General features: G+C 71.7%; 14 protein-coding genes. 1 reads left to right on the top strand and 13 read right to left on the bottom strand.

All coding sequences use genetic code 11. The features are described 5' to 3' along the window. Positions 1-140: 140 nt before the first annotated feature. The 3 genes from GQR16_RS08455 to groES all read right to left on the bottom strand — a co-directional run bounded on the left by GQR16_RS08455 (position 141) and on the right by groES (position 3,210). Complete coding sequence (locus GQR16_RS08455) at positions 141-1,427, bottom strand: ABC transporter substrate-binding protein (protein WP_157414710.1); 1,287 nt, start codon at positions 1,425-1,427, stop codon at positions 141-143. A gap of 284 nt (positions 1,428-1,711) precedes the next feature. Then, complete coding sequence (rarD, locus tag GQR16_RS08450) at positions 1,712-2,683, bottom strand: EamA family transporter RarD (RefSeq protein WP_157414709.1); 972 nt, start codon at positions 2,681-2,683, stop codon at positions 1,712-1,714. Positions 2,684-2,913: 230 nt separating this feature from the next. Beyond that, on the bottom strand, positions 2,914-3,210 hold the full coding sequence (gene groES, locus GQR16_RS08445; protein ID WP_067878828.1) for a co-chaperone GroES: 297 nt from the start codon (positions 3,208-3,210) through the stop codon (positions 2,914-2,916). Between the two features lie 147 nt (positions 3,211-3,357). Here groES and GQR16_RS08440 point away from each other — a divergent pair, with 147 nt between their 5' ends. Further along, positions 3,358-4,566, top strand: a complete 1,209-nt coding sequence (locus GQR16_RS08440; RefSeq protein WP_157414708.1) for a class I SAM-dependent methyltransferase — start codon at positions 3,358-3,360, stop codon at positions 4,564-4,566. Here GQR16_RS08440 and GQR16_RS08435 read toward each other — a convergent pair. From GQR16_RS08435 to glmS, 10 genes are all read right to left on the bottom strand, one after another. Then, positions 4,557-5,087: a hypothetical protein gene (locus GQR16_RS08435; RefSeq protein WP_157414707.1), complete on the bottom strand. Its 531-nt coding sequence runs from the start codon at positions 5,085-5,087 to the stop codon at positions 4,557-4,559. The two genes, GQR16_RS08440 and GQR16_RS08435, sit on opposite strands and share 10 nt — an antisense overlap. A gap of 4 nt (positions 5,088-5,091) precedes the next feature. Then, complete coding sequence (locus tag GQR16_RS08430; RefSeq protein WP_157414706.1) at positions 5,092-5,748, bottom strand: DUF4190 domain-containing protein; 657 nt, start codon at positions 5,746-5,748, stop codon at positions 5,092-5,094. A gap of 28 nt (positions 5,749-5,776) precedes the next feature. Further along, positions 5,777-6,244: a DUF4190 domain-containing protein gene (locus tag GQR16_RS08425; RefSeq protein ID WP_157414705.1), complete on the bottom strand. Its 468-nt coding sequence runs from the start codon at positions 6,242-6,244 to the stop codon at positions 5,777-5,779. 134 nt (positions 6,245-6,378) lie between these two features. Continuing rightward, positions 6,379-7,434, bottom strand: a complete 1,056-nt coding sequence (gene tsaD, locus GQR16_RS08420; protein WP_157414704.1) for a tRNA (adenosine(37)-N6)-threonylcarbamoyltransferase complex transferase subunit TsaD — start codon at positions 7,432-7,434, stop codon at positions 6,379-6,381. After that, positions 7,431-8,006, bottom strand: a complete 576-nt coding sequence (gene rimI / locus GQR16_RS08415) for a ribosomal protein S18-alanine N-acetyltransferase (RefSeq protein ID WP_157414703.1) — start codon at positions 8,004-8,006, stop codon at positions 7,431-7,433. The genes tsaD and rimI overlap by 4 nt, the downstream gene beginning before the upstream one ends. Further along, complete coding sequence (gene tsaB, locus GQR16_RS08410) at positions 8,003-8,623, bottom strand: tRNA (adenosine(37)-N6)-threonylcarbamoyltransferase complex dimerization subunit type 1 TsaB (RefSeq protein WP_157414702.1); 621 nt, start codon at positions 8,621-8,623, stop codon at positions 8,003-8,005. Before tsaB ends, rimI begins: the two co-directional genes overlap by 4 nt. A gap of 9 nt (positions 8,624-8,632) precedes the next feature. After that, positions 8,633-9,139, bottom strand: a complete 507-nt coding sequence (tsaE, locus tag GQR16_RS08405) for a tRNA (adenosine(37)-N6)-threonylcarbamoyltransferase complex ATPase subunit type 1 TsaE (RefSeq protein ID WP_157414947.1) — start codon at positions 9,137-9,139, stop codon at positions 8,633-8,635. A 29-nt stretch (positions 9,140-9,168) separates the two neighbouring features. Continuing rightward, the gene (alr, locus tag GQR16_RS08400) at positions 9,169-10,368 is read right to left on the bottom strand and encodes an alanine racemase (RefSeq protein WP_157414701.1); all 1,200 of its coding nucleotides are present in this window, start codon (positions 10,366-10,368) and stop codon (positions 9,169-9,171) included. Further along, a complete protein-coding gene (locus GQR16_RS08395; RefSeq protein WP_157414700.1) occupies positions 10,365-10,730 on the bottom strand; it encodes a holo-ACP synthase in 366 nt (121 codons plus the stop codon). Before GQR16_RS08395 ends, alr begins: the two co-directional genes overlap by 4 nt. A gap of 19 nt (positions 10,731-10,749) precedes the next feature. Continuing rightward, the gene (gene glmS / locus GQR16_RS08390; RefSeq protein WP_157414699.1) at positions 10,750-12,600 is read right to left on the bottom strand and encodes a glutamine--fructose-6-phosphate transaminase (isomerizing); all 1,851 of its coding nucleotides are present in this window, start codon (positions 12,598-12,600) and stop codon (positions 10,750-10,752) included. Between the last annotated feature and the right edge of the window lie 108 nt (positions 12,601-12,708).

Genomic DNA, 12,708 nt, shown 5'->3' with positions numbered 1-12,708 from the left:
GAAGACGTTGACGCTGCGCGCCCGCGGGCCGCGCGGGCCCACCTTCGTGCGGGAAGCCCTTCCACGGCAGGCGACCGCCCCCGGGCGCGCAGAAGGGCCCCGGTCCGAAGACCGGGGCCCCTCCGCTGATTACGTTGGGATCAACCCTCGTAGGCGGCGTAGTTGTTGTCGTCGCCGTACTGGTAGATGCCGATCGACGCCTCGGTCGGGTCGCCGACCTCGTCGAACGTGATCGGGCCCGAGATGCCGTCGTAGTCGGCCGTGCCGCCACCGACGATGATGTCGGCGCACTCGGCGAACGTGGAGCACTTCTCGCCGTCGCCCGAGCCTCCGGAGACCTCGATCAGCTTCGCTGCGATGTCGGCCGGGTCGGTCGAGTTCGCGGCCAGCGATGCGAGGGCGAGGAGGACGGTGGCGTCGAACGACTCAGCCGCGTAGCTGTAGTCCTCGAGTGCCGGGGTGCCTTCTTCTTCGAGGAACGCGTCGAGCTCACCCGTGAAGTCGGAGATCGAGTCGATCGTCAGACCGGGCAGGGTGCCCTTGGCGCCCGTGAGGGAGCCGGTGGGGAACGCGTCGGCGAAGTTCTTCAGGTTGCCGTCGACGAAGTACAGCTTGTCGGCGGGGAACTGCCCGAAGAGGCTGGGGAGGATGGTCGAGACCTCGTCGAACGTCACCAGGGCGATGGCGTCGGGGTCGGCCGCGAGGACCTCGCTGACCTGTGCGTCGAACGTCGTGTCACCCGTGTTGTACGTGGGTGCTGCGACGACCTCGCCACCGGCGGCCTCGAAGGCCTCGGTGATGTACTTCGCGAGGCCGGTGCCGTACGAGTCGTTCAGCACGATGAGGCCGAGCGTCTGGTTGCCGTCTTCGGCGATCAGGTTGCCGAGGACCTCACCCTGGAGCACGTCGGACGGAGCCGTACGGAAGTACAGGCCGTTGTCGTCGTACGTGGTGAACGCGTCGGACGTGTTGGCCGGCGAGAACTGGATGACGCCCGCACCGACGACCTGGTCGATGAACTGGAGCGAGGTGCCCGAGGACGCGGCGCCGATGATGGCCGAGACGTCTTCGCCGAGGAGGCGGGGGATCTCGGTCTCGTACGCCTTGTTGTCGGTGTCGCCCGAGTCGCCGTAGACGACGTCGAGGGTCAGCCCGGTGTCGGCCGTGGCCGCGTTGATCTGCGACGTCGCGTAGGCGACGCCGGCCTCTTCGGGCGGGCCGAGGAAGGCCAGGTTGCCGGTCTGCGGCAGGGCCGTGCCGATGGTGAGGGCCAGCTCGTCGCGCTGGCCCGAGCTGTCGCCCGATCCGGAATCGGTCTCGCCGCTCGCGCAGGCGGACAGGAGGAGGGCGCTCGTCGCGGCGACCGCGACCCCTGCCCAGACCTTGCCGCGCGAACGAGCGGGTCGGGACGTGCCGAATACGCTCATGTTGCTCCTTGGGACTGAAGGAAATGTGGTTCAAACCAGCGGGCTGAGGCTCGCCGTTCTGTCACAGTATTCGGCGAGCGCCCCACTGCAAAGGAATCCCGGTCACAACCCGATAACACTGTCTGAAGTGTTACCTCACCGTCACATTCCGACCGTCTCGAGGGCGTTTCACGCACGATTCCACCGTTTGCGCACCGTTCGACCACCCCGATTCGGGGGTGGACCGGACGTCGGGATGACGCAGGGTGACGATGCGCTCACGGCGGCACCGCGGCATCCGTCGCTCAGGTGAGCTCGACGACCTGTCGTCGGGCCGCCCGCGCCCCGCGGAGGAGGTCGAACGTCAGCACGATGAGCGCGACCCAGACCAGGCCGAAGCCGACCCACCGCTCCGGCGGCATCGGCTCCTGCAGCACGACGACGCCCACGAGGAACTGGATGAACGGTGCGAAGTACTGGATGAACCCCATGTAGATGAGCGGCAGGCGACGCGCCGCCGCCGCGAACAGCAGCAGGGGGATCGCGGTGATCGCCCCGGCGCTGAGGAGCAGCACGGTGTGCCACGGGCCGTGGGCTCCGAGCGACAGGCCCGACGTCGAGCCGACGACGACGAGGATGACCACGGCGATCGGCGTGAGCCACGCCGTCTCGAGCGTGAGGCCCGACACGGCATCGACCTTGGGGCCGACGCGCTTCTTGATGAGGCCGTAGGTGCCGAACGAGAACGCCAGCACGAGCGCGATCCACGGCGGCTGGCCGTAGCCGACCGCGAGCACGACGACCGCGAGGATGGAGATGCCGACCGCGACCCACTGCGTGACGTTCAGTCGCTCGCGCAGCACCAGGACGCCGAGGAACACGGTCACGATCGGGTTGATGAAGTACCCGAGGGCGGCCTCGACGACCTGCCCCGACACCGTCGCGTAGACGTAGGTCTGCCAGTTGACGTAGATGAGCGCGCCCGCGAGCCCCATGGTGAGCACGATGCGGCGATCGCGCAGGAGCGCCGCGAACGGGCGCCACGCGCGCGTGACGGTGAGCAGGAGCGCGCAGAACACGAGCGAGAGCACGACCCGCCAGCCGACGATCTCGAACGGCCCCGACGGTGCGAGCGCGATGAAGTAGATCGGCAGGAATCCCCAGAGGACGTACGACCCGATCGCGAAGGCGAGACCCGGGCGGCTGACCTCGCCGCCCTTCGAAGCGGTGCCGGCGTTCGTTCGGTCGGTGCTCGTGGGGTCGGTGCTGGAGGTCACCGGTCAACCGTACGCCCGCCCGGAGACACGGCGTCGCCGTCGGGCTGCCGTCCTTCGACGACTTCCGGCCGCGGTCGCGGCGAGCCGCGGTCGCGGCGGCCCGGACACCACCGGCCCGGACACGACGAGGCCCGGATGCTCCCCGTGCCACTCCTCACATCGCTGCGCGATGCGCGGAGCCTCCGGCACGTGGGCCCAGCATCCGAGCCTCGGAAGGTGCGGGGTCGGCCTTAGCGGACGACGACCGCGAGCACGTCGCGAGCCGACAGCACGAGGAAGTCCTCGCCCGCGAACTTGACCTCGGTGCCGCCGTACTTCGAGTAGATCACCTTGTCGCCGACGGCCACGTCGAGCGGAACACGGTTGCCGTTGTCATCGATGCGACCGGGGCCCACGGCCACGACCTCGCCCTCCTGGGGCTTCTCCTTGGCGGTGTCGGGGATGACCAGACCGGACGCGGTGGTCTGCTCTGCCTCGACCTGCTTGATGACGATGCGATCCTCGAGCGGCTTGATGGAAACCGACACGGTTCACCCCTTCTGTTGATGAGAAACTGTCTCGATGAAGACTGGTTAGCAGCCTCAGAGCGAGAGTGCTAAAACGAGTCTAGGCGCGATTTGGCACTCGTGCAACGTGAGTGCCAACTGCGTCGGGCAGGGTGCTAGCGTGGCCGGGTGGACCGCTCCGAGCTCGTCGAACTGCTCTCTCCCGAAGGCCTGCGACTGCTCGACTCGCTGCCCGAATGGCACGCGAAGACCGACATCGTCGCCGCGGTCTCCGACCTCCGCCGACAGGGCCACTCCCCCTCGCTCGTGGCCGCCGTGCTCACGCAGTCGAAGCTGCGCGCCAAGGCGCGCGCGAAGTTCGGCGAGTTCGCTCCGAGCATGCTCTTCACCGAGGCCGGACTCGAGCAGGCCACGCGCCTGCGCGTCGCGGCGCTGCACGCGGGCCGCTTCGCACGAGCGGGCATCCGCCACGTCGCCGACCTCGGCTGCGGCATCGGCGGCGACTCGCTCGCCCTCGCGGCCGTCGACCTCGAGGTCACCGCGGCCGAGGCCGACGAGGTGACCGCGGCGATCGCCGCCTTCAACCTCACCCCGTTCGAGCACGCACGCGTGCTGCACACGACCGCCGAAGAGGTGCACCTCGGCGGCATCGGCGGCGCCTGGCTCGACCCCGCGCGCCGCGTCACGAGCGGCGGGCGCACGAGACGGCTCGCGGATGCCGCGGACTACACGCCGAGCCTCGACTTCGCGTTCGGCCTGGCCGACCGCATGGCCGTCGGCGTGAAGCTCGGCCCGGGCACCGATCGCGGCGTCATCCCGGCCGACGCCGAGGCCCAGTGGATCTCGGTCGGCGGCGACGTCGTCGAGCTCGGCGTCTGGTTCGGCGCCGTCGCCCGCCCCGGCATCCGTCGCGCGGCCCTCGTGGTCGGCGATCAGGGCGCCGACGAGCTCACGGCGGCGGCCGACAGCGAGGACGCCCCCGTCGGGCCCCTCGGCGACTACCTCTACGAGCCCGACGGCTCGGTGATCCGCGCTCGGCTCATCGGCGACCTGGCCCGGGCGCACGGCGCGTGGATGCTCTCCGACGGCATCGCCTACCTCACGGGCGACACGGCGTTCCAGTCGCCGTTCGCGCAGGGCTTCCGAGTCATCGAACGCCTGCCGGTCGACGAACGTCAACTGCGGCAGGCGCTGCGCGCCCGCGACATCGGCACGCTCGAGATCAAGAAGCGCGGCATCGACATCGACCCCGCGGTGCTGCGCACGAAGCTCAAGCTGCAGGGCGCGGCATCCGCGACGCTCGTCATGACCCGTGAAGAGGGCCGTCACGTCGCGCTGCTCGTCGAGCGCTTGCCCCGCGATCCTGCTCAGACCTGAAGCGTGCCGAACACGATCGCGTAGTACCCGATCCACACGGCCGAGAACACGAGCCCGCCGACGCCCGTGCCGATCGCGACGAAGGCGAGCGTGCGGCCGGTCTCCTCACGGCGGAGGCCGAGCACGCCGAAGATGATCGCCACGATCGAGAGCGGCAGCATCCAGCCGACGAAGAGCGACGCCGCGGCGCCGATGACGCCGAAGACGGCGCCGACCCAGCTGTAGACCCGTCGCTGCGTCTCCTCCTCTTCGACCTCGTCGGATGCCTCGGCATACGCCTCTGGCCGGTGCACGATGAGCAGCTGCCCGGTCGGCACCGTGCGCAGCTCGCCCGTGTCGAGCGGCATGTCCCACTTGCGCGGCGCGACGGCCATCGGAACGGGCGCCCCCTCGGCCGACGGAGCCGCCGCGCGGAGCGCCGACTCGTCGATCGGCCGCGTCGCCTCGCCGGCCCCGGACGCCTCGGTCGAGGCATCCGGAACCGGACGAGGTCGCGGCGGGTCCGCGGGGGGAATCGTCATGCGATCAGTAGTAGTACGAGTTCGACGCCGACGCGAAGATCAGCGCCCAGAACAGCAGCGAGATCAGGCCGATCGCGACGCCCACGAACCCGAGGATGATGCCGGTGAGCCACATGCCCTTGGCCGCGGGCTCGCGCTTGCGGCCGATGAAGCCGAGCACGACCGCGGCGGCGGGGATGAAGATCTGCATGATGCCGCCCACGAACGGGATGAACACCACGAAGAATCCCACGAGGCCGACGATGCCCGCGATGAGCGAGATCAGGCTGTACACGGGCGTGGCCTTGGCGGGCGCCGCAGGTGCATACGGCGAACCGGCCGCAGCGACCGGCGCTCCGTACGCGGGCGGTGCGGGCGGCGGCACCGGGGCGCCGTAGGCCGGCGCTGCGGGCGGCTGCGTTCCGTAGGGCTGCGGCGCCTCGGCGGCCGGAGGAACCGGCGCCGAGTACGCGGGCGGCTCGGGAGCGGCCGGGGGCTCCGGCGCTGCCGGGGGCTCCGGCGCCGCGGGAGGCGTCGGCGCGCCCGGAACCTCGGGCACGGACGGAACGTCGGGCGCCGCGGGGATGTCGGGCGTCGACACCTCGGGCGCGGCGGCCGACGCGGCCTCGGGGATCGACGCAGCCGGATCGGTGCCGTCGGCGGGAGTCTTCGGATCGCTCATGGTTCGACCTTCCGTGATGTGAGGTGGATCAGTACGTGTACGTGCTGCCGCCGTACGACGCCGCGATCGCGAAGATGACGATGAACACGATCGTCAGGATGATCGAGATCACGAGGCCGATGTACCCGATGACCAGGCCGGCGATGGCCATGCCGCGGCCCTGCTCGGCGGTCTTCTTGATCTGGCTGAGCGAGATGTGGCCGCACACGATGCCGACCAGGAAACCGATGCCCGTGAAGAAGCCCACGAGGGATGCCACGAGCGACACGATGGCGAGCACGTTGGTCTTCGCGGGGGTCGGCGCGCCGTACGCGGGAGCCGAGGCGTCGTAGGCCGGAGCGGTCGCGCCGTAGGTCGGTGCAGCCGGCGCGGCGGGCGCAGCCGGAGGTGCCGAGTAGGCGGGCGGTGCCGGCGGTGCGGGCGGCACGGGTGCGGCCGGCGCGGCGGGGATGTCGGGCGTGTCGCCGGACGGGTTGGGAACGTTGGGGTCGGTCACGGTGGTCTCCTCGATGCTGTACCGAACACGATGGGACGACCGTGTCGGATCGAATGCGTGCAGGAGCGATTTCCACCCCCGTTCGCCACTTTAGCGCGGCAGCAGTACCGAGCACACCTCCCGCGCAGGGCGGGTCAGGCCACCTGCACCTCGGTCGCGGGAAGGGTCGAATCCGCGCCGAACGACAGCCCGGACGGCGCGTGTCCGGCCATGATGAGCTGGGCGCCGAGCGCGGCGATCATCGCGCCGTTGTCGGTGCAGAGCGACAGCGGCGGAACGCGCAGCGCCACGCCCGCGGCATCCGCCCGCTCCTGTGCGAGCTCGCGCAGTCTCGCGTTCGCGACGACGCCTCCGCCGAGCAGCAGGCGCGGCACGCCGAGATCGGTGCACGCGGCGATGGCCTTCGTCACGAGCACGTCGGCGACGGCCTCGCGGAAGCTCGCCGCGACATCCGCGATCGGAACGGGCTCGCCGGCCGCCTCGCGCTGCTCGACCCAGCGGGCGACCGCGGTCTTCAGGCCCGAGAAGCTGAAGTCGTAGCGGTGGGCCGCCTGGTCTTTGGGCTGCGTGAGGCCCCGCGGGAAGCGGATGGCCCTCGGGTCGCCGCCGATCGCCGCGCGATCGATCTCGGGTCCGCCCGGGTAGGGCAGACCGAGCACGCGCGCGACCTTGTCGAAGGCCTCGCCCGCCGCGTCGTCGATGGTCTCGCCGAGCAGTTCGACGTCGGAGACGAGGTCGCGCACGACGAGCAGCGACGTGTGCCCGCCCGAGACGAGCAGCGCGATCGTCGGCGTCTCGAGCGGCGCGTCGGCGTCGAGCAGGTCGGCGCCGACGTGCCCGACGAGGTGGTTCACGGCGTAGATCGGCTTCTCGATCGAGAGCGCGAGCGCCTTGGCCGCGCCGACGCCGACCATGAGCGCACCGGCGAGACCCGGCCCGCTCGTGACGGCGACCGCGTCGAGGTCGTCGAGCGAGACTCCGGATGCCGCGAGCGCGGCGTCGATCGACGGCCCGAGCGCTTCGAGGTGGGCGCGGGCCGCGACCTCGGGCACGACGCCGCCGTAGCGCGCGTGCTCGTCCATCGACGAGGCGATGACGTTCGCCAGCAGCTCGGTGCCGCGGACGATGCCGACGCCGGTCTCGTCGCACGAGGTCTCGATGCCGAGCACGAGCGGGGCTTCGCGGTTCATCTCGTCGCTCCGGGGGTCGAGGCGCCGGGCCGCGAGGATGGCGCTCCGGCACGCGGCGCGGTCGTGCCGGCCGTGCCGGCCCCGCCGGCCGGCTGCGCGACGGCCTCGGGCACGTCGAGGCGCATGCTGACGGCGTCGACGTTGTCGGGCTGGTAGTAGCCGCGACGGATGCCGATCTCGACGAAGCCGAGCGAGTCGTAGAGCGCCTTGGCGATGGGGTTGTCGGCGCGCACCTCGAGGAAGATGCGGGAGACGTGCTTGCGACGCGCGTAGGTGATGAGCGCGTGCATGAGCCCGCGCCCGAGGCCGATGCCGCGCGTGAACGGGGCGACCGCGATCGTCTGCACGTCGGCGTCGCCCGCGCCGGCGGGCGCGTAGAGGCCCGCGTAGCCCAGGAGCCGCCGCTCGGGCTCGGCCTCGTCGTCGACCGCCACGAGGTAGTAGCCGTGCTCGCTCGCGAGCTCCGAGCGCATGAGGTCTTCGGACCAGGCGTCGGTCACGAACGTGTCGCGCTCGAGGCCCATGATCGCCTCGAGGTCGGCGGGCTTCGCCCGCCGCATGAGCACGCTCATCGCAGCACCTTCTTGCCGGCGGAGGGGGTGACGTCGGGCGCGCGCAGGTAGAGGGGCGCGTCGCCCGTGAGCGGAAGCCGGCCGCCCGCGAAGGCGTACTCGGCGATCATGCCGATGCCGCCGGCCGAGACGAGGGTCGCATCGAGACGCGTGCCCGTGCGCTCGGGCACCTCGTCGCGCGGCACGAGCACCGGGCCGTGCACGCGGATCGGCAGCCCGTCGGCGTCGATGCCGTCGTAGTCGGAGACCGCGAACTCCCGGCGCCGCGCATCGGTCACGACCTGCATCGGGCCCGATCCGCCGTCGCGGTACCACGTGAACGCCACCGCGTCGTGGCTCACGACGGGCACGAAGGGCTTGCGGATGCCGAGCGCGAAGGCGTGGGCCGCGGCGATGCCGACCCGCAGACCGGTGAACGGCCCAGGCCCCATGCCCGCGGCCACGCCCGACAGACGGGCGGGCGGGACGTGCGCGGACTCGAGCGCCTCGCGGATGAGTTCTCCGACGACCTCGGCGTGACGCATGGTGTCGGACGTGCCGACCTCGGCGATCACGCCGGCGTCGTGGTCGACCACGGCGACGCTCGTGCCCGTCGAGGTGTCGATCGCGAGCAGCATGCCTCAACCCTACCGAGCGTCGGCGTACGCGGTGCCCGCCCAGCGCGGGCCGAACCCGCGCAGGGTGACCACGCGCGGCTCGTCGGCGCCGAGCAGTTCGGCGTCGGCGGGGTCTGCGCCCGACCCCGTCGCGACATCCGTCGCCGTGGAGCCGCTCGCCGCAGCACCCTGCGGACGCTCGATCTCGACCTCGAGCCACGACTCGCTCACGTCGTCGAGGAGCCCAGCGCCCCACTCGACCACGACGACCGAGCGGGCGAAGTCGAGGTCGAGGTCCTCGACGAGTTCGGCGCTGCCGAGGCGGTACGCGTCGACGTGCACGAGCGGGGCGCCGCCGACGAGGCTCGGGTGCGTTCGGGCGAGCACGAAGGTCGGCGACTGCACGGGTCCGCGCACGCCGAGGCCCGCCCCGAGCCCGCGCGTGAGGGTCGTCTTGCCCGCGCCGAGCGGTCCGGTGAGGATGAGCAGGTCGCCGGCGACGAGCCGGGCGCCGAGGTCGCGGCCGAACTCCTCCATGGCCGCGGCATCGGCGACCTCCGTGCGGATCACGCGCCGCCCCCGTAGGTGCGTGGCACGCGGTGGCCGATGCGCGTGACGATCTCGTAGCCGATCGTGTCGGCGGCGTCGGCCCAGTCATCGGCCGACGGGGCGCCCGTCGCGGGGTCTCCGAAGAGCACGACCTCGTCGCCGACCGCGACCTCGTCGTCGCCGACGTCGACGACGAACTGGTCCATGGCGATGCGCCCGACGACCGGTCGACGGCGACCGGCGAGCAGCACCTCGGCGCGGCTCGAGGCATGGCGCGGGATGCCGTCGGCGTAGCCGAGCGGCACCAGCGCGAGTGTGGTCGCGCGTTCGGCGCGCCAGGTGTGGCTGTACGAGACACCGACGCCCGCCTCGACGCGTCGGACCGCGGCGACGCACGCGCGCAGCGTCATCACGGGGCGGAGCCCGAGGTCGGCCGCGGTCGTGCCGTCGCCGTAGGGCGGGATGCCGTACGTGCCGATGCCGAGCCGCACGAGATCGAAGCGCGACGCGGGCAGGCGCACGGCGGCGGCGGTCGACGCGAGGTGGCGCACCTCGGGTTCGAGCCCGGCGGCGGATGCCTCGGCGAGCGCCTCGTCGAACGCCGCGAGCTGCGCGCGGTCGGCCTCGTCGTCGGTGTTGGCGAGGTGGCTGAACACGCCCCGCACGCGGATGCGGCCCTGCTCCTCGAGCATCGCGGCGAACGCGACGGCTTCGATCCACTCCTCGGGCGGCACGCCGTTGCGGCTGAGTCCGGTGTCGATCTTCAGGTGCACGAAGGCCGGGCCGGAGGTCGCGGACGCCCCGCCGGAGCCGGCGGCCGAGGCCGCGACGTGCGCCGCGGCATCCGAGACCCGCCTGAGCTGGTCGATCGACGAGATGCCGAGGTCGATGCCGCGCACGATCGCGTCGGCGAACGGCGCGTCGGGGCCGTGCAGCCAGGCGAGCACCGGGGCCGTGACGCCCGCGTCGCGGAGTTCGAACGCCTCGTCGAGGTCGGCGACGCCGAGCCAGGTCGCGCCGCCGTCGAGGGCGGCATGCGCGACCGGCACGGCGCCGTGCCCGTAGGCGTTCGCCTTCACGACGGCCATGACCGCGGCCGGTGCGACCTGCGCGGCGAGCGCGGCGACGTTCGCGCGCACGGCGTCGAGGTCGACGACGGCCTCGCGGAAGGGAGGGGTCGGCACAGCTTGAGGGATCCGTGCGGCCGCCGCGCTCATCGCGCTCCCCCGCTCGACTCGAGGATCACGAACGCGCTCGCGATGCCGGCGTCGTGGCTCATCGAGAGGTGCACGCGGTCGATGCCGAGCGCGCGCACGTGGTCGGCGAGGCCGCCGCTGAGCTCGAAGTCGGGGTTGCCGTCGGCATCCTGCACGATCGTCATCTCGTGCCAGCGCACGACGGCGTGGCCGCCGAGCGCCTTGATGAGCGACTCCTTGGCCGCGAACCGCGCAGCCAGGGAACGGGCGGGGCGTCCGCGTTCGCTCTCAGCGAACAGGCGCTCGACGAGCGCCGGCGTCCGCGCGATCGACCGCTCGAACCGAGCGATGTCGACCACGTCGATGCCGATGCCCGCGATCACGCGAACGCCCCCGACCGAGTCACTCCACCGTCACCGACTTGGCGAGGTTGCGCGGCTGATCGACGTCGAGGCCCTTCGCCTGCGACAGCTCCATCGCGAACACCTGCAGCGGCACCACCGCGAGGAGCGGCTCGAAGAGCGGCGCGGCGAGCGGAATGCGGATCACCTCGTCGGCGTACGGCAGCACCGCGGCATCGCCGTCCTCGGCGATCGCGATGACGCGCGCACCGCGAGCGCGGATCTCCTGGATGTTCGAGACCACCTTCGAGTGCAGGTTCGCCGAGCCGCGCGGGCTCGGCACCACGACGAACACCGGCTGGCCGGGCTCGATGAGCGCGATCGGGCCGTGCTTCAGCTCGCCGGCGGCGAACCCCTCGGCGTGGATGTACGCGAGCTCCTTGAGCTTCAGCGCACCCTCCATCGCGATCGGGTAGCCCACGTGGCGACCGAGGAAGAGCACCGAACGCGTGTCGGCCATCCAGTGCGCGAGCTCGGCGACGCGCTCGGACTGCCCCAGGGCCGTCTGCAGCTTCGCGGGGATCGCCTGGAGCTCGGCGAGCGCCTCGGCGAGCACCTCGGGTGCGAGCGTGCCGCGCACCCGTGCCAGGTGCAGGCCGAAGAGGTAGAGCGCCGTGATCTGCGCCACGAACGCCTTCGTCGACGCAACCGCGACCTCGGGCCCCGCGTGCGTGTAGACGACCGCGTCGGACTCCCGCGGGATCGTCGCCCCCTGCGTGTTGCAGATCGAGATCGTGCGCGCACCCTGCTCGCGCGCGTACTTCACGGCCATCAGGGTGTCCATGGTCTCGCCCGACTGGCTGATCGAGAGCACCAGCGTGCCGTCGTCGATCACCGGTTCGCGGTAGCGGAACTCGTGGCTGAGCTCGATCTCGACGGGCACGCGCGCCCACTGCTCGATCGCGTACTTCGCCACCTGGCCGGCGTACGACGCCGTGCCGCACGCCACGACCGTGATGCGACGGACGCCGCGCAGTTCGTCGTCGCCGAAGGACTCGAGCTCGGGGATGCGCACCTCGCCGTCGACGATGCGACCGCGGATCGTGTTCGCGACCGCGTCGGGCTGCTCGGCGACCTCCTTGCGCATGAACGAGGACCACCCGCCCTTCTCGGCGGCGGAGGCGTCCCACGCCACCTCGAACGGCTCGACCTCGACGGGCGCGCCGTCGAAGTCGGTGACCGTGACCTCGTCGGCGGTGATCGCCACGATCTGGTCCTGGCCGATCGCCACGGCGCGCTTCGTGTACTCGACGAAGGCCGCGACATCCGAACCGAAGAAGTTCTCTCCCTCGCCCAGCCCGATCACGAGCGGCGAGTTGCGGCGTGCGCCGACCACGAGGCCGGGGGCGTCGCGGTGCACGGCGAGGAGCGTGAACGCCCCCTCGAGCCGGTTGACGACGCGCAGGAAGGCCTCGCGGAGGTCGCCCGTGCGGCGCACCTCGCGCCCGAGGAGCACCGCGGCGACCTCGGTGTCGGTCTCCGACTCGAACGTGAAGCCCTCGTCGAGGAGCTCCTGCTTGAGCTCGGCGAAGTTCTCGATGATGCCGTTGTGGATGAGGGCCAGGCGACCCTCGTCGCCGAGGTGCGGGTGCGCGTTGCGATCGGTCGGACCGCCGTGCGTCGCCCAGCGCGTGTGGCCGATGCCCGTGCGCCCGACGTGCAGCGGGTGCGCCTGGAGTTCGTCGGCGAGCACCTGGAGCTTGCCCGCGCGCTTGGCGGTCTCGATCGCGCCGTCGTCGTCGACGATCGCCACTCCCGCCGAGTCGTAACCGCGATATTCGAGGCGCTTCAGGCCTCCCATGAGCACGTCGACGCTGCTGCGCTGCCCGACGTAACCGACAATTCCACACATGGGGTCGATTCTACGTCGGCACGCTCGACGCCCGCCCCGCAGCGCAGGACGACGGATGCCGCCGCCCGGCGCGGCGTCGAGGTGCACGACCCGGCCGCCACAGCACCC

Origin of the sequence: Agromyces allii, assembly GCF_009749385.1 — a bacterium.
Taxonomy (GTDB): Bacteria; Actinomycetota; Actinomycetes; order Actinomycetales; family Microbacteriaceae; genus Agromyces; species Agromyces allii.
Note: the sequence above shows the minus strand (reverse complement) of the source record. Positions and strands in the feature narration are given on the sequence as shown.

What these genes read in the sequence shown, in the direction of transcription:
- tsaE (WP_157414947.1), bottom strand. Translation starts at nt 9,139, where the DNA reads ATGGAGGAGTTCGGCCGCGACCTCGGCGCCCGGCTCGTCGCCGGCGAC.
- rimI (WP_157414703.1), bottom strand. Translation starts at nt 8,006, where the DNA reads ATGAGCGTGCTCATGCGGCGGGCGAAGCCCGCCGACCTCGAGGCGATC.
- GQR16_RS08435 (WP_157414707.1), bottom strand. Translation starts at nt 5,087, where the DNA reads ATGACGATTCCCCCCGCGGACCCGCCGCGACCTCGTCCGGTTCCGGAT.
- tsaD (WP_157414704.1), bottom strand. Translation starts at nt 7,434, where the DNA reads ATGAACCGCGAAGCCCCGCTCGTGCTCGGCATCGAGACCTCGTGCGAC.
- GQR16_RS08455 (WP_157414710.1), bottom strand. Translation starts at nt 1,427, where the DNA reads ATGAGCGTATTCGGCACGTCCCGACCCGCTCGTTCGCGCGGCAAGGTC.
- tsaB (WP_157414702.1), bottom strand. Translation starts at nt 8,623, where the DNA reads ATGCTGCTCGCGATCGACACCTCGACGGGCACGAGCGTCGCCGTGGTC.
- GQR16_RS08430 (WP_157414706.1), bottom strand. Translation starts at nt 5,748, where the DNA reads ATGAGCGATCCGAAGACTCCCGCCGACGGCACCGATCCGGCTGCGTCG.
- alr (WP_157414701.1), bottom strand. Translation starts at nt 10,368, where the DNA reads ATGAGCGCGGCGGCCGCACGGATCCCTCAAGCTGTGCCGACCCCTCCC.
- glmS (WP_157414699.1), bottom strand. Translation starts at nt 12,600, where the DNA reads ATGTGTGGAATTGTCGGTTACGTCGGGCAGCGCAGCAGCGTCGACGTG.